Origin of the sequence: Chryseobacterium sp. CY350, assembly GCF_027945075.1 — a bacterium.
Taxonomy (GTDB): domain Bacteria; phylum Bacteroidota; class Bacteroidia; order Flavobacteriales; family Weeksellaceae; genus Chryseobacterium.
In genome coordinates, this window is record NZ_CP116034.1 from 3,039,842 (window position 1) to 3,063,962 (window position 24,121).

Sequence of the window (24,121 nt, forward strand, 5' to 3'; positions counted from 1 at the left end):
TGATTTTCACTTTACATAAAGCGGATGCCGTAGGAAATCGAAATTATTAATAATCTCATCATATGAAAAAAATAGTATTTACTGTTAACGCTCCTGCAGCGATCGGGCCGTATTCTCAGGCAAACTTTGCGAATGGAGTTTTATACATTTCAGGGCAGATTCCTGTAGATCCTGCGACCGGTAAATTGGTTGAAGGAATTGAAAAAGAAACTCATCAGGTAATGAAAAATCTGGAGGCTATTCTTACGGAAGCCGGAATGACATTTAAAAATGTTGTGAAAGCAAGTATCTTCCTCAAAAGCATGGATGATTTTGCAGTAATGAATGATATTTATGCATCTTATCTTGATGCAGAAAGTTATCCTGCAAGAGAAACTGTTCAGGTTTCTTGCCTGCCAAAGAATGTAGATATTGAGATTTCTATGATTGCACATCAGGATTAAATGAGTTTTTTAAGAAATACATTTGCCATTATCGTAGGTCTTGCTATTGCAGGTCTCATCATTACTCTTGGTATAAGAGCGTTCCCCAAATGGGTGACATTTGAAGCTTTTGCGCCATTTGAGCACTGGCAAAGATTTCTTGAAAGCATGAAAAATGATGATGCTTTCTTCGGATTTCTCCTCTTCATTTCAGGATTGGGAAGTACTGTTGGTGGTGTTGCCACGGCAATTATTGTGAAATACGCAAAGGTTGCTTATGCTATTCTCATCGGTTTTATCATGTTGTTTATTGCGATGCTGGATGTCATTATTTTCCCTTATCATCCTACGTTTTATAAAATTTCTATATTCTTAATCTTTTTTCCTTTTGCATGGATAGGCGGAAAGATTGTAGAGGTCATTTACGAAAGAAAAAAGAAGCGTAAGATTGCTGATAAAATGAACGTTCAATAAAATATTTACTAAAAAACAAAAGAGCGACAGTCAAAAACTGTCGCTCTTTTTATTTGAATTTAAAATTCTACTATGGCATTTTAAAGCCTTTTGTATAAATTCTACCAAAGTTATCTACAAACTTTACGGAAACATTTCCGCTGTATTTGTCTAAAATCTTTTCTACATCTTTCTGTGAATTTACAGGCTTACCGTTCACTTCAATTACGATGTAGTCATCTACAATGCCAATCTTCGCCATTTCACTGCCTTCTGCAACGTTCTTTGTTACAACACCGCTTGTAAGTCCGTACTCGGTTTTAAATCTGTCATTAAGAGGCTCAAAATCTGCTCCTATTTTTTCGGTAACACTAAGATCAGCTTTCGATCTTGAAACTGTTCCTCCGTTTTGATCTTTCAAAGTAACGGTTGTAGTAGTTTCTTTACCGTTTCTCAAATAAGTTACCTGCACCTTATCTCCAGGACGCTTGCTTCCTATCGAAATAGATAAGTCTGCAAAATCTGTGATCGCCATCTGATCAACTTTTGTGATAATATCTCCAGACTTCAATCCTGCATCTTCTGCACCACTGTCTTTTGAGAATCCTGTAACGTAAACGCCGGAACCTACCTTGATATTGGCTTTTTTGTCTCTGTTATAAAATGCAACTTGCTGATCATTCGAGAGATCAAGAGAAGTTACTCCTAAGAATCCTCTCTGTACAATTCCAAATTTCTTAATATCTTCTACTACTTTTCTCGCCAAATTTGCCGGAACTGCAAAGCCGTAGCCTTGATAGTAGCCTGTTGTGGAAGAAATCGCGGAGTTAATACCAATCAGGTCTCCATTTACATTCACCAAAGCTCCTCCTGAATTTCCAGGGTTAATTGCCGCATCAGTCTGGATAAAGCTTTCAATTGGGTTTGTGGCTTTACCTTGTCCTCCCAAAATTCCTATTCCTCTTCCTTTTGCAGAAATAATTCCTGCGGTAACTGTAGAATTTAAACCTAATGGATTACCTACTGCCAAAACCCATTGCCCGACATCAATATTGTCTGAATTTGCAAAGTTTAGAAAAGGCAATCCTTTTTCTTCAATCTTTAGTAATGAAATATCTGTGTTAGGATCTGTTCCTACCAAAGTTGCGATGTAAGATTTCTTATTGCTTAACACTACTTCTAGTTTGTTTGCGCCGGCTACTACGTGGTTGTTTGAGATGATGTAACCGTCTGGCGAAATAATCACTCCAGATCCCATTCCTGATGGCATATTATCGGGAGCCTGCTGCTGTTGCTGCTTTTGTCTCTGCTGACCTCTTCCACCGAAGGGATCACCGAAGAAATAATCAAAAAGATCCTGCTCCGAAGCCCTGCTTGAGCTCCTTGTCTGAAAATTTTTAATAGTTACTACAGCCGGAACAGTTGTTTTTGCTGCTTTTACAAAATCGTCACCCACCGCTGCGGTATTCATCCCTACAAAAGATGCGTTTTTTGAACTTGTAAAATAAGATTGGTCAACGTTTTGTGAATCATGACCTATGTATTGTTGTATGCCAACTGTGGTTGCTCCTGAGATAACCCCTACGACGGCAAATGGTAAAAGTTTTTTGAAAGTACTCTTCATTGTATTATCTTCTTTGTTTTTAATTTATAATATTGTCGAACACAAATTTAATGCTTAATAAGTATGCAATTTATATGCTGTGTTTCAATTTTAACTAAAATTTAACGAGAATTACCTCGTTTTGTGCATTTAGTCATAATGACTCAGGTATTATTAACAAAGCTTAAGATTTCATTAAATAAAATACTGACATTTTTTCACCATTTAAGCCAGAACAATTGCCATTTTGTAACTCAATTAAAAAAAATATTATCTTTGCAAAATTATTCTCACTTATAACGTTTATAGCATGCAACTGTATAACACCTTAAGCGCAGAAGAAAGAGCTCAACTAATTGATGAAGCCGGTAAGCAACGACTTACTTTGTCTTTCTATGCGTATGCCAAAATTGAAGATCCAAAAAAATTTCGCGACGAATTATTTATTGCCTGGAATGCACTCGATGCACTAGGTCGCATCTATGTTGCTCATGAAGGAATTAATGCTCAAATGAGTGTTCCGGCTGATTATCTGGAAGAGTTCCGGAATACCCTGGAGGTATATGACTTTATGAAAGGGATTCGATTGAATGTCGCAGTAGAACAAGATGATCATTCTTTTCTTAAACTGACCATCAAAGTGCGAAACAAAATTGTAGCTGATGGTCTGAATGACGAAACTTTTGATGTTACCAATAAAGGAATTCATTTAAAAGCTCAGGAATTTAATACTTTATTAGAAGATCCAAATACCATTGTTGTTGATTTTAGAAATCATTACGAAAGCGAAGTTGGGCATTTCGAAGGAGCGATTACTCCGGATGTAGAAACTTTCAGAGAAAGTTTGCCGATCATCAATGAACAATTACAAGATTTCAAAGAAGATAAAAATCTGTTGATGTATTGTACCGGAGGAATCCGTTGCGAAAAAGCAAGTGCGTACTTCAAGCATCAAGGATTCAAAAATGTTTTCCAATTGGAAGGCGGAATTATAGAATATGCTCGTCAGGTAAAGGAAGACGGCGTTGAAAGTAAATTCATTGGGAAAAACTTTGTATTTGATCATCGTTTGGGCGAGCGAATTACAGATGATATTATCTCGCAATGTCACCAATGCGGAAAACCTTGTGATAACCATACCAATTGTGCAAACGATGCCTGTCATTTACTTTTTATTCAATGTGCTGATTGTAAGGCTGTGATGGAAAATTGCTGTTCAACAGAATGTTTGGAAATAACGCATTTACCAGCGGCAGAACAATTGAAACTACGGAAAGGTTTGCAGGTCGGAAACAAAGTTTTCCGAAAAGGAAAATCTGACGCTCTGACTTTTAAAAATTCGGGAGATTTACCAGATAAGCCTTTAGCGAAAGTAAATTCGAAAAACATCCGCCAGAAAATTTCTGTCAAGAAATTACTGATTGGCAAAGCCGAACACTATTATACGAAATCAAAAATTGCACAGTTTTTAATAGAAAACAACGGACTTTCTGTCGGTGACAAAGTTTTAATTGCCGGCCCTACAACTGGTGAGCAGGAACTTACATTGACTGAGATTTTTGTAGAAGGAAGTTCTTCTGCAACTGCAAAGGTAGGAGATCAAATAACCTTTGAACTTCCCTTCAGAGTTCGTTTGTCAGATAAATTATATAAGATTTTAGGATAAAGATCTTACCAATAAATATATTTTGCGCTCGAGAGGGCGCATTTTTTTTAAATTTGAATATGAAAAAATCCGAAATCCGAAAATTATATCTCGAAAAAAGAAAAGAATTGTCGCAAGATGAGGTTTTGTCATTATCTGATAAGATTTTTGGAAATTTTGTTGATTATTTTAAACCTTTTTCAGGGCAGAAAATTCATATTTTTATTCCCATTGAAAAATTTAATGAAATAAGAACTGAGTTATTTATCGATTATTTTTTAAACCGTAAGATCCGTGTATTTGTTCCAAAAATTGTTGATACTAAATTAATCTCTGTTGAAATTTTTTCTGATACAAAATTTGAAATCAATAAATGGGGAATATCTGAACCCGTTTCAAATATTGCTTCCGAAATTGTGGACTTCGATTTTATTATAACTCCGCTCCTTTATTGCGACAAAAACGGAAATAGAGTGGGCTATGGAAAAGGTTTTTATGATTCTTTTTTCGAAATGGTTTCTAAAGAGTCAAAAAAAATCGGAATCAATTATTTTGACCCCGAAGAAATGATTGACGATGTGTGGGAAAATGATATTCGTGTAGATTATTTGGTTACTCCCGCTACCGTACTGTCTTTTTTCAAAGGCTGATAAAAATTCACGAAATAAAATTTAAATTCTTTATTTGTTTTCTCACGTTTTGATACCAATGTGTATTGCGCATTTTTCTCGAATGTACCAATCGATTTATTCTTATGATCAAAATATTCGACATTAAATTTTGCAAGATCTAAGGTGTCTTTGTCCTGTATTTCCTGATAAATATTGATATTATTGACTTTTACCTTTTTTACCTGCAGACTTTCAAGTTCCTTAAAAAGAAGGTTGAAGCTGAGGCTGTCTGGTTTTTGAAAGTATTTTTCAATTTTAGAATAAATAGCAGTGTCTATTTCTGTGTTTTTTTCGCCTGAAAGATACAAAGTAGAGAGATCCAAAACATCTTGTACCTTCTGTAGCGTTATAGCATTGATTGCCTGAGTACTGTCCATCTGAACAGTTTGGTTATTGGTGTTTCTTAATTTATCAAGATCGCTTACCGGAGTCTCTTCTTTTTTTACACAAGAAATGATAGCAAGTACAATCAGTATTGAGAAAAACAAAGTTTTATTGATTGTTTTCATTGGTTGATATTTTAAATTTGATCGATATAATTTTTCCTTTTTTGTCTCTCTTCATTTCAATAACATTTAGGTTTTTGAGTGATGTGGTAGGAGTCGTTACCAGAGTAATATAGTCTTGTTTGTCAAGCGATTCCAAACCATAAATATCGCTGTCGTATACTTGAGTAATTACCGCTTCGTTACTGATGAGGTTTTCGAGCTGTTTTCTTTTTTGTGTAATCAGATTAAACTGTTCCACTGCGTTCACGCCTTTTACATCTTTCGTCGAGAAATAGTAGACAGCCATTTTATAATCATCCGGTTTTAGTTCAATAGTTTCCTCTTCTGGCGCGTTTTCAAGATTCCGGTTGATTTCCAGATTTTCATACATTGTTGAGCTGATCTGCATTCTGATGCTTTTATCCTTGCTTGGATAATGAAAACATTCGCCAGGTTTTATCCTAAAAAACAGAGGAGATTCATTTTCCTTAAGCACTTTGATTTCGATAGTGCTCTGAACTTTCTGATTTCGATCGGCATCTGTGAAACAATAAGTGTATGTTTTTTCAAAAATTTCATCTTTAAATCCTAAAAGCCCGAGTAAAATTACAAATACTGCACTTGCTGCAATCCATGCAGCTTTTTGAATGCTCTTTTTAGGAGTTTTTTCACTATTATAATTTTGAGTTTTTTCAAGCGGTTTTTTTTGATCAACTATTTGATTTTCAGTTACGCTTTTTTGTAAATCTAACTCTTCAGCATTCAAAATGTCTTTTTTAACCGTAGTATTTTCTCCTAATGGTAAATTATTTACGCTTGTAGTTGTTTTTTCTAAGTCGCGACGGTCATCTTCGGTAAGATCTTGATCATCCTGTAGCATTTCTCCTGCAAAAAGGTGCTGCTTTTTAAATTCATACCATGAGCTGTAACCCGCATAAATGCTCAATAATGTTAGCATATCTATACGTGGTAACTTTGTTACTGGTGAATTTTTAAAGTAGGTGTAAAAAGATTTCTCACTAATGTTGCCTTTGGCCTTTTTTCTGAGATCTTCCTGGAAATATATGATGTCAATACCTTTCCATTTTGATATATCATCATAGGAAGGTGTGTGTTCTTTCAAATATTGAGCCTGAACGTCTTTTTTCAGCTGCTCAAAATGTAATAAATCTAAATCAGTCAATTTATTGATAAATGATTAATGTGTTGATTTACAGTGATATTTATTTGTAAAACTGTTTTACAAAGGTATTACAATTATTTTTCATAAACAAACTTTCAATCTGCTATACCTTTGTCTTGTTCAAATAACGGAACAGAGAAAAAGATTTAAAAAACAATATTAACAAATTAAATTTAATTTATTATGAAAAAGTCATTATTCGTAGCTGCTATCGCTGCAATTTCATTAGTTGCTTGTAAGAAAACTGAAGCTACTGCTACAGATGCTAACGATTCTATCGAAGCTAACGCTGATTCAGCTCAAAATGCTATCGATTCTTCAGCTAACGTTGCTGTAGATTCTACTAAAGCTGCTGCTGATATGAAGAAAGACAGCGTTGAAGCTAAGTCTGATTCAGCTAAAGTTAAGTAATTAACAAATAGCTTACGCTAAAATAAAAGAACCGTTTCGCACAGCGAAACGGTTTTTTTATTGTTATAATGTTCTGTAAATATTAATTAATTCTTCTTCTGCTTTAAGGCTTCATAACATGTAATGGCGACTGCATTACTGAGATTTAAAGAATCAATACTTCCGGACATGGGAATTAAAGTGTTTTTTCCTTTTCCAGACCAGAAATCGCTCAATCCTGAATGCTCTGTACCGAATAGGATTGCAGATTTTTTCGTAAAATCTCTTTTATAAAGATCCTCCGAAGTTTCATCCATAATTGTTGTATAGATATTGAATCTGTTGTTTTTCAAAAAGTCTAGAGTTTCCTGATTGTCAGATTGAAAAACATCCATTCCAAACAAACAACCTACGCTGGAGCGAATTACATTGGGATTATAAAAATCAGCTTTTGCATCGGTTACAATCAATGCGTCAATACCAAAAGCTTCGCAGCTTCTTAGAATTGCTCCCAGATTTCCGGGTTTTTCAACTCCTTCTACGATTATTATTGTTGAATTCTCTTTCGGTTGATAAGAGTCTAAATGAGTTTCTTTCGCTTTATAAATTCCGATAATTCCTTCAGAACTTCCTCGGTATGCGATTTTTTCGTAGACCTTTTCAGAAACATAATGAATTTTTTCTTGTGGAAGTTTTCCTGTAAATATATTTTCACAAACAAAAAACTCTAGCACTTCAAAACTATATTTCTGCGCTCTTTCGTTCTCCTGCTGTCCTTCAACGACAAATACACCCGTTTTTTTTCTAAAACGGTTATCTGTTAAAAGCTTGGTGATGTTTTTAATTTTTTCGTTCTGGAAACTTTCTATTAGCATTTTGCAAAATTATGTAAAATTTCGCATAATGTTTTATTCAGAAAGATCAATTTGGTTTTCAGAAGTATCAATCATATTTTGCGGTAGAGATTTGTTGATCTTATTTTGAAGTCCCATATTTTTTAGATCCTCAGCACGCTTGATCAGATTTCCTCTGCCTGTGTACAGCTGCGAAAAAGCATCGGTGTATGATTTCTGAGCCATATCCATATTTTTACCTACTTTTTCTAGGTTATCTACAAATCCTACGAGCTTATCGTATAATTTCGCTCCTGCCTCAGAGATTTTTAATGCATTTTGACTCAGATTGTCTCGTTTCCATAAGTCTGAAATAAGTTTTAAAAATGCAATTAGATTGGTAGGACTCACCAGAATGACGTGTCTTGTATAGGCGTAATTCCATAAGTTTTGATCGTGTTGAACAGCAATTAAAAATGCTGGTTCGATAGGGACAAACATAATCGTGAAATCCAGTGATTCACTGATGTGGTCATATCTCTTTCTGCTCAGATCATCAATATGTCTTTTAATTGAACCAATATGTAGCGTTATAAGTTGTGCTTTTTCTTCAGGAGATTCAGATGAATTCATTTTTTCGTAAGCGTTCAGAGAAACTTTTGAATCAATTATAACCAGTTGATTTCCCGGAAGTTTTAATGTAAAATCCGGACGTAAATTATCGCCATCTTCATTTTTAATGTTTTGCTGTTTAAAATACTCGCGATCTTTTGTAAGTCCGGAATCTTCCAGAATTCTTTCCAGAATCATTTCGCCCCAATCGCCTTGTGTTTTCGTCTGGCCTTTTAACGCATTTGCCAAATTGTTGGCTTCCTGACTCACTTTTGTCGTTTGTTCCAGCATTAATTTTATGGTGCTGTTCAGTGAATGTCTTTCACGCGCTTCATTTTCATACACTTCATTCACTCTCTTTTTAAAATTTTCCAGATTTTCACCCAATGGTTTTAATAAAGTATCTAAATTCTGTTTATTAGATTGAGTAAATTTTTCGGTTTTTTCTTCTAAAATTTTATTGGCTAAATTTTCAAACTGAAGCCTTCCTTCTTCCTGAATGTTTTTTGTTTCTTCCTTTTGAGCTTTCAAAAAAGTATTTTCGGCAGAGACTTTCGCAAATTCTGCTTTTAAATCATTCATTAAATCAGATTGATTGAGATAGATTTCTTTTTCTTTGGTAATGATCTGATTAAGTTCATTGATCTTGAGATTTACATTTTCAAGATCAGAATTGTTTTTAATAAATGTATGATTCAGTTCGTCGTAGGAACTTCTTGAAACCGTTGAGGATTTCAAAATAAAATATAAAATTACAGCACCCAGAATTCCTCCGGAAATAAATCCGATGATTAAATAAGTCGTCTCCATTCTTCAAAATTACAAAAAGATACGGGTGATTTTTACGGGAAACCGTCAAATCTTATATGATAATTATATCCTAAATTTACGTAGTTTTATTCCACAGAAATTTGCCAATCATGATTTTGTCAATCACTCCATTTAATATTCTTTGTTTCGCAATCTTAACTGCTATTGTTTACATAACAGGATTATATTTCGTTTTTAAAAACAAGCTGGGATTCGTGGGTTTGTTAAGTATTATATTTTTTCCGTCTCTTGGTTCGTTAGGAATTATCCTTTACTGTATAAGAAAAAACGAAAAAGTATAAATGCTAAAATGATTCTATTTAAGCTTTGTATTCTCTAAAATTTCAATATTTTTAATCACATCATTACTTTCGCATTTCTTGAGCTCTTTCAACAAAGCAGAAGAAAGCAGTTTCGGATCTAAAATTTGTGAAGCCACTTTTGCAGCGGCATAATCTACAATATTGATCACAGATTCTCTCAGGATATTCGGAGTATTGGAAGCAATTACCGCAGTTGCCCACGAAGTTTCTCTCGCTTTCGAAATGGCAAAATCTAAAATCACATTGTCTTTTCCGTTGGAAAGTTTGTCAATAAGATTTACGGGATAGCAGATTTTATTTAAAGAATCCTGAACGTTTTGATTAATTGAGGCGATGACAGAATTAATGGTTTCAAAATCTTTTTTTAACGGAGTTATTTTGCGATAAGGCATTACAGAAGCGGCTGAAATTCCTAAATCAAGATTGATATGTGCATTCATTCCCAAGAAAATATGCTGTAAAATAAGAAGATTTTTATTTGTAGCTGCTTCAAATGCGAGATACCATGCGTTTGTACATTTTTTTCCTTTGCTGTAATTTTCCCATGCTTCAAGATATCGGTTGGCGAAAGCAAGATCAAGCAAAGTCATTCTTGCATTATCTTCAAATTTTTTCTGCTGAATTCCTTTCAAAACCTGAGCGGTCATTATTCTATATGTACACGCAAAATATCCGACAGGATTTTGATTTTCTTTGCTCCAGATAATGATTTCGTCTAATTTTTTCAGAACTTCTTCAATGGTTTTCATAGTGTTTTAGTTTAATTAAAGATAAGAAAAAACCTCGTGGATTTACGAGGTTGTTATTTTATTTTAATTTCTTCCAAGTTATATGAAAACTCACAATCTTTTCCTAAATATCCGAACATTCCCCATTTTGCGTCATTAAAATAATTCATGTTTTTAATTACATATTTATTGTTTTCTGTTTTAACGACGATTTTATCAGAGAGTCTAACTTTTTTAAAGGGAATATTAAATGAAATCGCATCAATAGATTTGTTTACTACATCTGCAGAATCAATGCTTTTAGAATCCTGAATCAATATGAGTTTTATCTGACGAACATTTTTAGTTGCGGTTATTTCTATAATCGGATCATCGATAATATATTCAGTAGTTGCGCACTCAATATCGTCGGCTTCATTCCGTTGTCGGCTTGTAGAAACCTGATAGTAGAAAATTCCACAGAAAATCAAAATTATAACAATAAGAACTCCTACAATAATCAGACAGCCTTTCAGAAATTTATTCATCAATATAATTTAGAATTTGTATCAGCGATTTTTAAAGGAACAGCAATGAATTTTCACGATTATCGTGAGTATTAATCTTTAATTCTCAAAAATTCTTTCGCCAATTCAATCATTTTCGGATCTCCTGTATATTTTCCATGTTCGTCGGAAAGTTTCACTGTGGGAATCCATTCTTTATTTAATGATTGTACACCGATTAATTTCATGACGATATTCATTGGTTTCAGGCCAACATCATTGGTGAGATTGGTGCCGATTCCGAACGAAACACCAATTTTCCCTTTGCAGTATCTGGTGATTTCCTCTACCTTTCCAAGATTTAAATTATCTGAAAAAATAATGTATTTAAATAAAGGATTGATGCCATTGCTTTGATAATGTGCGATCGTTTTGTCTGCAAATTCAAAAGGATCTCCGCTGTCGTGACGAACGCCATCAAAAAGTTTTGCAAATTTTTTGTCAAACTGCTGAAAGAATACATCTGTTGTATAAGTATCTGAAAGGGCAACTCCCAAATCGCCACGATAAACGTCAACCCAATGTTCAAGAGCCAGTTCGTTTGCCATTTTAAATCCGAATTCAGCACCGTGAAACATAAACCATTCGTGAGCGTGAGTTCCAATTGGTTTTACACCGTATTTCATGGCGAAATGTACATTTGAACTTCCGATAAACGTGGAATCTTTTTTCTGTGTTAAAGCTTCCATTACCAAATTCTGAACTTTATATGAATGTCGTCTTCTGGTTCCAAATTCGGCAAAGGTAACGCCGAGATTATTTAGAGAGTCGGCTTTTTCTAAAGTTTTTGTCATAACAACATCGTTAGAATCTCTTTCCATGTGATTCATTTCATAATGGAGCTCGCTGATTAAAGACAATAATGGAACTTCCCAAAGAATTGTTCTGTACCAAAGTCCTTCTACAGTCACAGAAAGATCGTTTCCGGTCTGCACAATTTTAACTTCCGAGGGATCATAGTGATATCCTTCGAGAAAATCTAAGTACGGTAAATTTAAATAAGGGCAGGTTCTGGTAAGAAACTTTTTTTCTTCTTTGGTAAGTTTCAGTTCTGCCATTTTTGCAACGATCTCCCGTAAAGCTACATCAAAGCCTTCCGGAAAATGGTGTTTCCCTCGGTTGATAAATTCGTATTTCACGATCTGACTCGGGAAAAGTTTAACCACAGCATTTTGCATGGTAATTTTGTAAAAATCGTTATCGAGTATTGAATTGAATCGTATTTCAGACATATGTGTAATTTTAACGCAAATATAATGATTTAAAATAAAAATCGTCTAAATGTAAGACGATTTTTAAATATTTTAATTGTTTTCTGTAAGATTATTTCCCTAAATAAGAATTGTACATCCATACTTCTTTCTCCTGTTCTGTGATATAATCGCTCATTTGCGAGTTAGTACCTTCGTCTCCAGCTTTGTCGGTGATCTCTAAAAGTTCGCGTTGCAGATCAATCACCACTTTGAATGAATTCAAAATAATCTCTACACTTTTATTTCCGTCACTTACTTCTTTGCTTTCCTGAATTGTCGAAACTTTCAGATAATCTGAATAGTTGTGAGCTGGTGTTGCTCCCAAAGTTAAAATTCGTTCAGCAATTTCATCAATTTTTAAAACAAGACTGTTGTAAAGTTCTTCAAATTTTGGGTGGAGTGTAAAAAACTGCTCACCTTTAATATTCCAGTGAGATCCCCGAGTGTTCTGATAAAATACGGAATAGTTTGCTAAAAGTATATTTAGTTTTTGTGAAATGTTTTGGCAGTCGGATTCTTGCAGTCCGATAATGTTTGCGTTTTTCATAAGTTTATATTTGATAATTCATAGGTAGGAAAAAGTATGCCGAAATTGTTTCCCGGTCATTGATGATGCTTATCTTTGATATTTTAAAAATTAATCTTAAAAAAACAGAACCAATTTAATGATCAGTAAGAAAAGCTTTTGGATTTCACTTATGGCAGTTTTTTCTGTTTGTGCTGGTTATTACTTTCATTCGCTTTCGCAAACGGAAGGCAATTTTACTTATCCTATTGATGATGCTTACATTCATCTCGCTATTGCCAAAAATTTTTCGGAAAATCATATTTGGGGCGTTACTTCACATCAGTTTTCATCAACTTCTTCAGCGCCGCTATTTACTTTTATTTTAAGTTTTTTAATAACTGTCTTTGGAAATCATGACATCATTCCTCTTTTGTTCAATATCTTTTTTGGTGCCGGAATTATATACATCCTGAATAAATACTTTTTACAATATTTTACCAACTCAAGTCATATAGTTTTAGCGACGCTGTTTACGGTGTTTTTTTCTCTGTTGCATCTTCATATTTTGATGGGAATGGAGCATATTTTTCAGGTGTTTCTTTTTGCTGTAAATATTTACTGTTTGTCACAGAAGGATAGAAGTAAGATTGTTTCAGTTGTTTTCTTTGCTTCTTTGTTTTTAATGGGATTGGTTCGGTTTGAAAGTATGTTTTATTTTGTGATTTTGGCTTTCGTTTTTTTAATTTTAAAAAATTGGCGAGATGCTTTATTGGTTCTGATCATAGGTTTTTTACCGATTGTACTTTTTTGCGGTTTTAACTTTCAGCAGAGCGGGTATTATTTTCCTAATTCGGTAGTTGTGAAAGGGACGAGGCTTAGTTTAGACTCAACACTTTTCAATCAAATTAAAAATATTTTCATCCATAAATTACTGTTGAATACCAGCTTTTACAAAATCGGAATTTTCCCTATCCTTATATGTATAATGATTGTCCGGAAAAGTTGGAAAGGAAATAAATTTTCAGATATTATTAAAAATAATTTTTTGCTGATAGTTTTTTCACTTCTGATAATCTGTCATACGCTTTTTGCAGATCTAAAAGGTGCTTTCAGATACGAAGCTTATATTCTCGTAGGATTTTCGATGGCAATTATTCCTAAAATCATAAATCTCTTCGAAAACTTCTGGTCATTTATAAAAAAAGAAATGTTGCTGAGCTTTTTAATAGTAATGAATGTTTTTCTAATGATTTATAAATTAAATTCTGGCCATCAGTTATTACGCTACGGCAGCAAGAATATTTACGAACAGCAGGTGCAGTCTGCAAGATTTTTAAATCAATATTACAATCATGCAAAAGTTGTGGCCAATGATATTGGAGCCATTACCTATTTTACAGATATTCGTTTGCTGGATATTGCAGGTCTGGCTTCTACAGAAACTATTGTGTTTAACGAAAAAAATGCTGTATTTGGCTCCGAATTTAAACGTTTTCTGACAGATTATTGTGATGATCATCAATTTGAAATTGCGGTTGTATACGAAGACTGGTTACAAGGTCAGATTCCTGATAACTGGAGAAAAGTGGCTGATTTAACAATACAGAACAAAACAACGGTTGCGAATTCCAGAGTTTCCATTTATTCGATAGATCAAACAAAAATTAATTTACTGAAAGAAAATATTAAAAGATTTAAATGGAACAGGAATGTATCTGTAGAGATTATAAAATGAATATTTTTGAGTGAGAATAAATTTCTTTTTCGGTTAATATTTGTATAACTGCTTGTAGATTAAAAAATTATTACTATTTTTGCACCCTAAAATAAAAAGCAATTAAATGCCTACTATTCAACAATTAGTAAGAAAAGGAAGAGTCGCACTCACCAAGAAGAGTAAATCGGCTGCCCTTGATTCTTGTCCACAAAGACGAGGTGTATGTACGAGAGTATATACTACCACTCCTAAGAAACCTAACTCTGCACTTAGAAAAGTAGCAAGGGTAAGACTTTCAAACGGTAAAGAAGTCAACGCCTACATCCCGGGCGAAGGACATAATCTTCAAGAGCACTCGATAGTATTGGTACGCGGCGGAAGGGTGAAAGACCTACCGGGAGTAAGATATCATATCGTAAGAGGAGCATTAGACACTGCAGGTGTTAGCGGAAGAACGCAGAGAAGATCTAAGTATGGAGCTAAGAGACCAAAACCAGGTCAGGCAGCAGCTGCGCCAGCTAAAGGAAAGAAAAAATAATCATTAAATAAGGTACAGAAACAATGAGAAAGACAAAAGCGAAAAAAAGACCGTTGTTACCAGATCCGAAATTTAATGATCAATTGGTAACTAGATTCGTAAACAACTTGATGCTAGACGGTAAAAAGTCTATAGCATTCAAAATATTTTATGATGCATTAGACATCGTAGAAACTAAAAAAGGAGAAACTGAAAAGACTGCTCTTGAAATCTGGAAAGATGCATTAACAAACGTTATGCCTCACGTAGAAGTACGTTCTAGAAGAGTAGGTGGAGCAAACTTCCAGATTCCTATGCCGATCAGAGCTGATAGAAAAATTTCTATGGCAATGAAATGGTTAATCCTTTACTCTAAAAAGAGAAATGATAAATCAATGGCTTTGAAATTAGCTAACGAAGTGGTAGCTGCTTCAAGAGAAGAAGGTGCTGCTTACAAGAAAAAATCTGATACTCACAAAATGGCGGAAGCTAATAAAGCTTTCTCACACTTTAAATTCTAATTAGAAATGAGTAGAGATCTTAAATTTACAAGAAATATTGGTATCGCTGCCCACATTGATGCGGGTAAAACTACCACTACAGAAAGAATTTTATTCTATACAGGAGTAAACCACAAAATTGGTGAGGTTCACGATGGTGCTTCTACAATGGACTGGATGGAGCAGGAAGCAGAAAGAGGTATTACAATTACTTCTGCTGCAACTACTTGTTCTTGGAATTTCCCAACAGACCAAGGTAAAAAATTACCTGAAACTCAACCTTACCACTTCAACATCATCGATACACCGGGACACGTTGACTTTACAGTAGAAGTAAACAGATCTTTGAGAGTATTAGATGGTTTGGTATTCTTATTCTCTGCAGTAGATGGAGTAGAGCCTCAGTCTGAAACAAACTGGAGACTTGCTGACAACTACAAAGTTGCAAGAATGGGATTCGTAAACAAAATGGACAGACAAGGTGCTGACTTCCTTAACGTGGTAAACCAGGTTAAGACCATGTTAGGATCTAATGCAGTTCCTATCGTTTTACCAATCGGTGCTGAAGAAGATTTCAAAGGTGTAGTTGATTTAATTAAAAACAGAGCGATCGTTTGGGATGAAGCAGGACAAGGAGCTACTTTTGAAGTAGTGCCAATTCCTGAAGACATGAAAGCGGAAGTTTTGGAATACAGAGAGAAATTAGTTGAAGCAGTTGCTGATTATGATGATACTTTGATGGAGAAATTCTTCGAAGATCCGGATTCAATTTCAGAAGACGAAATCAACGAAGCTCTTAGAAAAGCGACTATCGATTTATCTATTATCCCAATGACTTGTGGTTCTTCATTCAAGAATAAAGGAGTACAGTTTATGTTGGATGCAGTATGTAAATACTTGCCTTCACCATTGGATAAAGATGATATCAAAGGCACTGACCCAAGAACAGATCTTGAAATTACAAGAAAACCATCTGTAAATGAGCCTTTCGCAGCTTTGGCATTTAAGATTGCTACCGATCCTTTCGTAGGAAGATTGGCATTCTTCAGAGCATATTCTGGAAGACTAGATGCAGGTTCTTATATCTTAAACACTCGTTCTGGTGATAAAGAAAGAATCTCAAGAATTTATCAGATGCACGCTAACAAGCAAAATCCTGTAGAATATATTGAAGCAGGAGATATTGGTGCAGCGGTAGGTTTCAAATCTATCAAAACTGGTGATACAATGTGTGATGAGAAAAACCCAATCGTTCTAGAATCGATGGTTTTCCCAGATCCGGTAATTGGTATCGCTGTTGAGCCTAAAACTAAAGCAGATCAGGATAAAATGGGTAACGCTTTGGCTAAATTAGCTGAAGAAGATCCTACTTTCCAGGTTAAAACTGACGAAGCTTCTGGTCAAACGATTATCTCAGGAATGGGTGAACTTCACCTTGACATTCTTGTAGATCGTATGAGAAGAGAATTCAAAGTAGAAGTAAACCAAGGTCAGCCGCAGGTAGAATACAAGGAGAATCTTACAAGAGTTGCTCAGCACAGAGAGGTTTACAAAAAACAATCTGGTGGTAAGGGTAAATTTGCTGATATCGTATTTGAATTAGGACCAGCTGACGAAGGTAAAATAGGTCTTGAGTTTATTAATGAAATCAAAGGTGGTAACGTTCCTAGAGAATTTGTTCCTGCAATTGAAAAAGGCTTTAAAGCTGCAATGAAAAACGGTCCTTTGGCTGGTTTCGAAGTTGAAGGTATTAAAGTTATTCTTAAGGACGGATCTTTCCACGCGGTGGATTCTGATGCACTTTCTTTTGAGATGGCTGCAAAATTAGGATTTAAAGAAGCGGGACGTGCTGCTAAGCCAACTATTATGGAGCCTATTATGAAATTGGAGGTTGTAACTCCGGAAGAATATATGGGTAACATCATTGGTGACCTTAACAAGAGAAGAGGTACAATCAGTGGACAAGAAGAAAAGAACGGTGCCGTTGTTATCAAAGGTTCAGTTCCATTGTCTGAAATGTTCGGTTATGTTACTACTCTAAGAACACTTTCATCAGGAAGAGCTACTTCTTCTATGGAATTAGAGAAATATCAGGCTACTCCTCAAAACGTTGCTGAAGATATTATTGCTAAAGCAAAAGGTTAATTTTTTAAATCAAAGAAATGTCACAAAGAATCAGAATAAAACTAAAATCTTACGATTACAACTTGGTAGACAAGTCTGCTGAGAAAATCGTAAAAACGGTAAAGGCTACTGGTGCTGTTGTAAACGGACCAATTCCATTACCTACAAATAAGAGAATCTTTACAGTACTAAGATCTCCGCACGTAAACAAGAAAGCTAGAGAGCAGTTCCAATTATCAGCTCACAAGAGATTGATGGATATCTACTCTTCTTCTTCTAAAACTGTTGATGCTCTAATGAAATTAGAACTTCCTTCAGGAGTTGACGTTGAAATTAAAGTGTGATAAATTAGCCTTTGGCTTATCATCTTAAATATAAATCCCTTTTCGAAAGAAGAGGGATTTTTTTGTTGATATATCAATTTAAAACCACAGTTGATTTTTTGAATTAAACTTTAATCCTATATTTGTTTTGATAAAATTATTCATATGAGAAAGATTTTTTTGTTGATCGTTCTATTCGCTGTATCAGTAGCTGCACAAACTCACCGGTTTATCTATGATGTTGTTTATAAGCCTGATTCTACATCATCGGAAGTACGTAAAACAAATTATCATCTCGATATCAATCCTGACGAGACCTTCTATTATGAAAGAACGTTTTTCGAAAGCGATTCTATTTATAAAGCAACGGGATTACGTACTTTTGGTGGGCGGCCAAGTGATTTAATGAGTAAAAATCTTAAAGAAAATCAATATGTTCTTTATAGTATTCAGAATTATGATGTCTATAAGCTGAAAGATAAGCCGTCTATTTCGTGGAAAATTGGAAATGAAACTAAAGTTTCTGCATCACTTCAGCTTCAAAAGGCAACGTCTAATTTCGGAGGTAGAAAATGGACAGCCTAGTTTTCAAAAGAATTTCCTTTTCAGGAAGGACCTTATAAATTTAATGGATTACCAGGAATGATTATTGAGATTTATGATGAGAAAGAAAACTATCATTTTACACTCAACAAAACTCAGAATTTTGATGAAACTCAATTTATAGATTTTTACAAAAATGCCAAACAGAGAGGTGTTGAAATACCTTACAGTAAATATCAATCGATGCTCCTTGGGCATTTTAATGATCCGCTAAAATTTGTTAACAGCGGTCAGCTTGAAATTAATGAAAACAACAAACTTACGCTTGATGACGGAAGAGTGATCTGCAAACCTGAAGATCTCAGAACTTACAGCTTTGAAGAAAGGCAACGAATAAAACGATACAACAATCCTATAGAATTAGATAAAGCAGTAAAATATCCTGAAGTGAAAAAGTAACAACTAAATAATATCTCCCGAATTAATGATTTTTAGCTATTCTGTATATTACGTTTCTCATAATTTTTTATATTTGTAAATGATCAAAATGAAAACAATTTTATTAATTATCATAATGATAAGCATTACTTTAACAGCACAGACGCATCGTTTCATTTACGAATATCATTATAAAGTAGATTCAACTGATGCTGAAAGGCGCAAAGTAAGTATGGTTCTGGATGTCAATCCGTCAGATGTTAAATTTTATAATTACGATTTTGTAGTTACAGATTCTACCAATAAAACGAAAGGCCAGAATAATATTATTTGGGACGATACGCCTGCGTTAATCAGAAAGAAAAACTCTAATTTCAACTCAAATTATATCAACGTTCAAAATATGTTTATCGTAGATACAGAAGATCATGTAAATTGGAAACTCTCTGATGAAACTAAAAATATGGGAGGATATCAGTTGCAAAAAGCCACTACAGGATTTGGAGGCAGAAAATGGACAGCGTGGTTTACAAAAGATATTGCTTTATCAGAAGGACCTTACAAATTTAAAGGATTACCGGGAATGATATTTGAAATTTCAGATGATAAAGGTAATTTTAAATTTACTTTAGTTAAAAGTTATAAGCTTGCGAAAACATACGACACGACATCGATCATTGAAAATTTTGCAGGGCAAAAAGCTGTTAAAATTCCTGAAGCGAAACTTAAAAAAATTATGCTTGATAATTTTAATGATCCACTTCATGAGTTTAAAGAGCGGATAAAAAATAATACAGATCCTACCGCAAGATTTATGGTGATGGGAATTGAGGTTAAAAGTTCGGAGCAGATGAAAGAATTATCTGAAATGACACAGGATCATCTTAGAAAAGGCAATAATCCGATAGAGCTAAACAAGGCCGTTCGTTATCCTGAGAAATAATCTTTAAGTTGAAACAATTGGAAAGATCTTAAAATTACTATTGAAATAATTGGAAACTCCACGTATGACGCGGAGTTTTTGTTTACATTTAAGAAAAATTTAATGGTAATGTCAAAGACAGATAAAGATATTTTTGAGAGGTTTTCTAATTGGGCAACAAAGTTCACTGGTAGTTCTTATGCATTTATTAGTGCGGTAGCTATCGTTGTCATCTGGGCAGTTTCGGGTCCTGTTTTTAAATATTCAGAAACCTGGCAGTTGGTCATCAATACAGGAACTACAATTATTACTTTTCTGATGGTTTTTCTGATTCAAAAATCTCAGAATAAAGATTCAAAAGCGATTCAGATAAAATTGAACGAATTAATTGCTGCCAATGAAAAAGCAAGCAACCGAATGGTAGATATTGAAGATCTAACTGAGAAAGAGCTAGACCAGATTCATTGTTATTACGAAAAATTGGCCGACTTTGCCGAAGAAGACGAAGATATTCATGCGTCACATTCAATTGATGCCGCCAAAAGAAACCAAAATAGGAAACACGAAACCTTCAAAAGGAAACATGAAATATGGTTGCAGGAACAGAAACAAAAAAAGGAATCGTACTGATTCCTTTTTTTTATTTATTTATTTCTAAAAATTATCTCTTCATAAAATAATCAAAGTAACTACAGCTTCCTAAAAGAGTTCTCGCAGTTTCAGTATCGGAATATTGAGATTTTAACTGAGCAAAATAGGTTCTGTATTTTTGATTCTTAAGATCGTTCATCTGCTTTTGATAATCGTCATTTTTTTCAGACCATTTCGGATCAGAATAATCAGTGCTTGCTGGGTTTTTTGCTTCATATTGATAATATTTTCCCTGCTCCGCACTTGCCATCTGGAAAAGCAATCTTGCTTTCTGTTCTTTATTAGCAGAAACCGATAAGGCTTTTTTATAATAATTTAAAGCTAGATCAAAATTATCGGGTTCGATATAAGTCGTCGATGTGAAATTTTTATAATAATATTGATAAGGAGTTTTTTTGTCGGTACTCCAGAAATCGTATTTTCCTCCGTTGCTGTTGTCGATGTCCATTACAAAAACTTCACGATAATATCCTAAAACAGAAGTGTTATAAAGTAAATTACCGATCAGCTGATTGGCTTCAGCAGCTTTTTGATCTTTGCCATTTCCGATTTTTTTAAGCTGAATCACGGCTTCTGCAAGTTCAAGTTTATTCATTTTTGGTTTAATGAAAGGAAAAGCGCTGTAATCTTCTGACTCCATACTTTCTGCATCGGAACTCTGGAAGCTTTCCCAAACATTATGACCAAAAATCAAATCCGGTATGTTTTTAAAACCATCATAATTTGTACCGTCATAAACTAATTTCTCGTAGCTGTCAGTTTTGGGATTATAGGTTTCATAATTTTCTCGTGGAATTCCGCTAAAATTCTGCGCCTTCTGATAATAAGATTTCGCTTTATCAAAGTCTCCCAATCTCATTGCTCTGTCACCGTAGATTACATTAAAAAACGCATCAATATTCCCAACGTTATCCATGTTTTTTGAAATGATTTGTTTTTCAAATTCCGTCTTATCAGTCTTTCTGTAAAACTCTTCCACACTTTTTACCAACGTAGAATTTGGGTTATACTGAAGATCAGATAATTTGTTATTCATCAGGAAAGATTTTCCATCTTCGCCCTGTAGAAAGTATCGGTTTGCTAAAACGTCTTTAAGAAAGGAATCTGTAGAAGGTACAGATCCGTAATAATCATATCCTACCTCATTCGTGCTGTCTTTTTCGATTTTCTTTTCTGCAAAATATTCTTCATAATCTTTCATCAGATGATCTTCATATTCTGCGGTGATCTTTGGCTGAGAAACAATATCGTTCAGCACTTTCATTCTTTTGATCTCTTCAAGATATTCGGGATTTGCAGTTTTTATTTCGTCTAAAATTTCTGTACTCGATTTGTAATCTTTCTTTAAAAATTTAAGATAGGCATCTGCAATCTGCCAATATTCGTCATTCGATTTTCCTTTAGTTTTATCAGTGAATTTCTCCAGATCTTCAAGAAAATCTTTCTGCTTTTCGTCGTAGTAATAACTTTGATTTTCTGTGTAAAAAGGAATTCTATTAGGATTGTCTAACAGCTCATCGTCACTTTGATCGCTTTTTGTGCCGTCTTTAGACTTATCAGATTTTGAACTAAAGAGATTTTTGAAAAATAAAACAACTTTTTGCCAGAAGCTTAATTCTTTCGGTTTTACCTCTTTCGTCTCTGTGGTATTTGCAGAAGTTTTCACTTCTCCTGATTTTTCAGAATTTTTTGCTTCATAATAATAAGTTGGAAGGTAGCTTCTTTCCAATTCATTAATACTTCTAGCTGCCATCACTTTCAGTATTTCAGAATTTGGATCTATGTCGTACATCTTCTCCATCATCGGAATCGGATTTGTAAAATCTTCATATCCTAAAAGAAAGTAAGCCATATTTTTCTCGTCATTGGTTCCGGCTCTTTTCAGAATATTGTTGAAAGACGCTGTATCCGAAAGTTTCATAGAAACAAAAGCTCTTTCTTTTCTGCTTTTACTGTTTATGAAAACCTGAAAGAAATTCCAGTTTGCATCGCTTCCCATTTGCAAGCCTCGCTGCGCGCCCGCCAATTGATCGAGTGCCATATAATAAGCTGCACCTCTCAGTGAAATGGGTTGTACATAATTCTTGAAAGCCTGAAGTGCAACATCGTAATTTCTTGTGTAGTGATTAAAACGTACGATCTGAAAACCATATCTCTGCTTAACCTCCGGGTTTTTCGCAGCATTATATAAAGATGTTAATGCCGATATCGTTTTTGCATAATCTAAATTGGTTGCATTTTTATCACTTTCATTTTCACGGTAGTAAAAAGAGTCGGCCGATTCTACATAATTGATTTTCATGTACGGCTCTAGATATTTTGCTTCAATAAGATAATCGAAACCTTCACGATATTTCTGATAAGAATTCTGACCCAATTTTTTAAGTAAAACGTTACCAGTATTTCCTTTTTTTAAGTCATTAAGATCATTCATCGAAAGTTTATTCACGACAAATTCTGTTTCTGAGTAACTCAGTTGATTGTTGAAGAATTTCCTCCAAGATTCAATATTCTCATCAGGAATCTGTGATCTCTTAAAATCAGTATAAAATCGCGACGAATAGTTGTGAAGAAAAGGAAGGTAAGATTTATCTTTAATAATACTTTGGGTAAAAAGATTAAAGTAATCATAGTCTGGATCTGCCCATGCGCATGCTTCAGATTTAGTGTAAAAAAGCGATAAGACCGCTAGTGAAAGAATGTACTTTTTCATATTATTTTTGTGTAATATTTATTGATGTTTAAAAGTGTTGGAAAGATCTGCCTTCTACAAATTTACTATCTAATTGATAATATATAATGTTGTAATGACTTATTTTTTGATCTAAAAATTTCACAACATCTGAAATCTGTTGGTCAGAGATTTCTTCTGCTTTTATTTTAAAACCTTTACTGAGGAAATTTCCGAAATAAAAGCCGTCTTTCGCAACTTCAATTTCATCATCAGATATTTTTTTGAAATTTTTATTTTTCAAATCTTTTTTTGATAATGCATTAATGAGTTTGTGTTTTCCTAAATGATTTGTTACTATTCCCCATGAGTAAATTGGTAATGCAACTTCAATATTCTTTAACGGGTAATCTTCGAGTTTTGATAAGTAGCTTTTCAAAATTTGAACATCTAATATTGAATTTCTATCTGAATTTTCCAGCGGCGAAGAAGTAGAGTAGCACATAAGATACACTTTCTGCAAGGGAGGAATTCCCATCAATTCCTTATCCTTCACCTGATGAAGCCGCAGTGTGCAGCTAATTTGTTTACCCGAGATTTTTTTTAATGCGTTTAAAAACTTAAAATAATCTTCTCTAGTTCCGGCAGTCCAGTCGCAATCGATTTGAATTTCTTTGCTCGAAGATAATTGGTAATCTTTTACTTTCTTCTGAATTAACTGACTAACGCTTTCTGCAAGAAATTGTATTTCATCAATTTTTATATTATAAAATGTACGGTTGGTGATAAAAACTGTTGGAATGATTTCTTTTTCTGTACTGAAACTTTTGTCTTTTGTGATGACAGCAACAGGTTCAAATTTCCCATTCACTTTGTCAACATCAAAAAATCTTGTGCACAAAAAATTGGTGGTAGATTCGGCTAATGCTTTTTTCTCAGTTTTATTTAAAGAAAGATTTGTTTTCCAATAATAGTAAGCATAAGGATGAATCTTTTTATCGCTACAAGATGCAACGAGGAGGAAAGTTAAAAATAGTTGAAGGATTTTCATTATTTATAAATATTGAGTAGTTGAAATATTTTTCAAGGGAAGCATCAATGTGATGGAAATATTTTTCATATACTTTTTTCTCAAAATTAAAGAATTATTCAGAAGAATTTCGTTTCAAAATTCATGCAAATCGCTAAATCATTAAAAATCAAAATATTTTACTATTAATATTTGTCAAATTAAATATTATTCATACA

General features: G+C 34.0%; 23 protein-coding genes and 1 pseudogene. 13 read left to right on the forward strand and 11 right to left on the reverse strand.

The window, feature by feature from the left end:
* The first annotated feature begins 62 nt into the window (after positions 1-62).
* Positions 63-443 (forward strand): RidA family protein, encoded by a 381-nt coding sequence (locus PGH12_RS14140; RefSeq protein ID WP_267596243.1) that lies wholly within the window; start codon positions 63-65, stop codon positions 441-443.
* A complete protein-coding gene (locus tag PGH12_RS14145; RefSeq protein WP_267596242.1) occupies positions 444-896 on the forward strand; it encodes a hypothetical protein in 453 nt (150 codons plus the stop codon).
* A 70-nt stretch (positions 897-966) separates the two neighbouring features.
* Here PGH12_RS14145 and PGH12_RS14150 read toward each other — a convergent pair whose 3' ends face one another.
* Positions 967-2,499, reverse strand: a complete 1,533-nt coding sequence (locus tag PGH12_RS14150) for a trypsin-like peptidase domain-containing protein (protein ID WP_267596241.1) — start codon at positions 2,497-2,499, stop codon at positions 967-969.
* 289 nt (positions 2,500-2,788) lie between these two features.
* Here PGH12_RS14150 and trhO point away from each other — a divergent pair, with 289 nt between their 5' ends.
* Complete coding sequence (gene trhO, locus PGH12_RS14155; RefSeq protein ID WP_267596240.1) at positions 2,789-4,144, forward strand: oxygen-dependent tRNA uridine(34) hydroxylase TrhO; 1,356 nt, start codon at positions 2,789-2,791, stop codon at positions 4,142-4,144.
* Positions 4,145-4,203: 59 nt separating this feature from the next.
* Positions 4,204-4,773 carry a 5-formyltetrahydrofolate cyclo-ligase gene (locus PGH12_RS14160; protein WP_267596239.1) on the forward strand — a complete coding sequence of 190 codons (570 nt, stop codon included), beginning with the start codon at positions 4,204-4,206 and terminating at the stop codon, positions 4,771-4,773.
* Here the strand turns inward: PGH12_RS14160 and PGH12_RS14165 are convergent.
* Positions 4,728-5,303 (reverse strand): hypothetical protein, encoded by a 576-nt coding sequence (locus PGH12_RS14165; protein ID WP_267596238.1) that lies wholly within the window; start codon positions 5,301-5,303, stop codon positions 4,728-4,730. The genes PGH12_RS14160 and PGH12_RS14165 overlap by 46 nt on opposite strands.
* Entirely contained in the window at positions 5,287-6,465 is a 1,179-nt protein-coding gene (locus PGH12_RS14170; RefSeq protein WP_267596237.1) for a hypothetical protein, read from the reverse strand. The genes PGH12_RS14165 and PGH12_RS14170 overlap by 17 nt, the downstream gene beginning before the upstream one ends.
* A gap of 183 nt (positions 6,466-6,648) precedes the next feature.
* Between PGH12_RS14170 and PGH12_RS14175 the strand changes: the two genes are divergently transcribed.
* The gene (locus PGH12_RS14175; RefSeq protein ID WP_267596236.1) at positions 6,649-6,876 is read left to right on the forward strand and encodes a hypothetical protein; all 228 of its coding nucleotides are present in this window, start codon (positions 6,649-6,651) and stop codon (positions 6,874-6,876) included.
* 86 nt (positions 6,877-6,962) lie between these two features.
* Here the strand turns inward: PGH12_RS14175 and PGH12_RS14180 are convergent, their stop codons facing one another.
* The 6 genes from PGH12_RS14180 to PGH12_RS14205 form a co-directional block, all read right to left on the reverse strand.
* Positions 6,963-7,730, reverse strand: coding sequence for a TrmH family RNA methyltransferase (locus PGH12_RS14180; RefSeq protein WP_267596235.1), 768 nt, complete (start codon positions 7,728-7,730; stop codon positions 6,963-6,965).
* Positions 7,731-7,763: 33 nt separating this feature from the next.
* Entirely contained in the window at positions 7,764-9,110 is a 1,347-nt protein-coding gene (locus PGH12_RS14185; protein ID WP_267596234.1) for a DNA recombination protein RmuC, read from the reverse strand.
* A 316-nt stretch (positions 9,111-9,426) separates the two neighbouring features.
* Positions 9,427-10,182, reverse strand: a complete 756-nt coding sequence (locus PGH12_RS14190) for a DUF5995 family protein (protein WP_267596233.1) — start codon at positions 10,180-10,182, stop codon at positions 9,427-9,429.
* A 53-nt stretch (positions 10,183-10,235) separates the two neighbouring features.
* Complete coding sequence (locus tag PGH12_RS14195; protein WP_267596232.1) at positions 10,236-10,688, reverse strand: hypothetical protein; 453 nt, start codon at positions 10,686-10,688, stop codon at positions 10,236-10,238.
* A gap of 71 nt (positions 10,689-10,759) precedes the next feature.
* Positions 10,760-11,938: a nicotinate phosphoribosyltransferase gene (gene pncB / locus PGH12_RS14200; protein WP_267596231.1), complete on the reverse strand. Its 1,179-nt coding sequence runs from the start codon at positions 11,936-11,938 to the stop codon at positions 10,760-10,762.
* A gap of 91 nt (positions 11,939-12,029) precedes the next feature.
* A complete protein-coding gene (locus PGH12_RS14205) occupies positions 12,030-12,506 on the reverse strand; it encodes a Dps family protein (RefSeq protein ID WP_267596230.1) in 477 nt (158 codons plus the stop codon).
* A 118-nt stretch (positions 12,507-12,624) separates the two neighbouring features.
* On the opposite strand from PGH12_RS14205, the gene PGH12_RS14210 reads away from it, so the two are divergent.
* The 8 genes and pseudogenes from PGH12_RS14210 (at position 12,625) to PGH12_RS14245 (ending at position 20,181) form a co-directional block, all read left to right on the forward strand.
* The gene (locus PGH12_RS14210) at positions 12,625-14,202 is read left to right on the forward strand and encodes a DUF8728 domain-containing protein (RefSeq protein ID WP_267596229.1); all 1,578 of its coding nucleotides are present in this window, start codon (positions 12,625-12,627) and stop codon (positions 14,200-14,202) included.
* 106 nt (positions 14,203-14,308) lie between these two features.
* Positions 14,309-14,722 carry a 30S ribosomal protein S12 gene (rpsL, locus tag PGH12_RS14215; RefSeq protein WP_027383325.1) on the forward strand — a complete coding sequence of 138 codons (414 nt, stop codon included), beginning with the start codon at positions 14,309-14,311 and terminating at the stop codon, positions 14,720-14,722.
* Positions 14,723-14,745: 23 nt separating this feature from the next.
* Positions 14,746-15,222 (forward strand): 30S ribosomal protein S7, encoded by a 477-nt coding sequence (gene rpsG, locus PGH12_RS14220; RefSeq protein WP_034962875.1) that lies wholly within the window; start codon positions 14,746-14,748, stop codon positions 15,220-15,222.
* Between the two features lie 6 nt (positions 15,223-15,228).
* The gene (gene fusA, locus PGH12_RS14225) at positions 15,229-17,346 is read left to right on the forward strand and encodes an elongation factor G (protein WP_267596228.1); all 2,118 of its coding nucleotides are present in this window, start codon (positions 15,229-15,231) and stop codon (positions 17,344-17,346) included.
* A 17-nt stretch (positions 17,347-17,363) separates the two neighbouring features.
* Positions 17,364-17,669: a 30S ribosomal protein S10 gene (gene rpsJ, locus PGH12_RS14230; protein WP_002661363.1), complete on the forward strand. Its 306-nt coding sequence runs from the start codon at positions 17,364-17,366 to the stop codon at positions 17,667-17,669.
* A gap of 144 nt (positions 17,670-17,813) precedes the next feature.
* Positions 17,814-18,650 (forward strand): annotated as a pseudogene (locus tag PGH12_RS14235) (GLPGLI family protein).
* 88 nt (positions 18,651-18,738) lie between these two features.
* Positions 18,739-19,572, forward strand: coding sequence for a GLPGLI family protein (locus PGH12_RS14240; protein ID WP_267596224.1), 834 nt, complete (start codon positions 18,739-18,741; stop codon positions 19,570-19,572).
* 108 nt (positions 19,573-19,680) lie between these two features.
* Entirely contained in the window at positions 19,681-20,181 is a 501-nt protein-coding gene (locus PGH12_RS14245) for a low affinity iron permease family protein (protein ID WP_267596222.1), read from the forward strand.
* 31 nt (positions 20,182-20,212) lie between these two features.
* Here PGH12_RS14245 and PGH12_RS14250 read toward each other — a convergent pair whose 3' ends face one another.
* Both PGH12_RS14250 and PGH12_RS14255 read right to left on the reverse strand, forming a co-directional pair.
* Positions 20,213-22,915, reverse strand: coding sequence for a hypothetical protein (locus PGH12_RS14250; RefSeq protein WP_267596221.1), 2,703 nt, complete (start codon positions 22,913-22,915; stop codon positions 20,213-20,215).
* A 28-nt stretch (positions 22,916-22,943) separates the two neighbouring features.
* A complete protein-coding gene (locus tag PGH12_RS14255) occupies positions 22,944-23,924 on the reverse strand; it encodes a hypothetical protein (protein WP_267596220.1) in 981 nt (326 codons plus the stop codon).
* Positions 23,925-24,121: the final 197 nt, after the last annotated feature.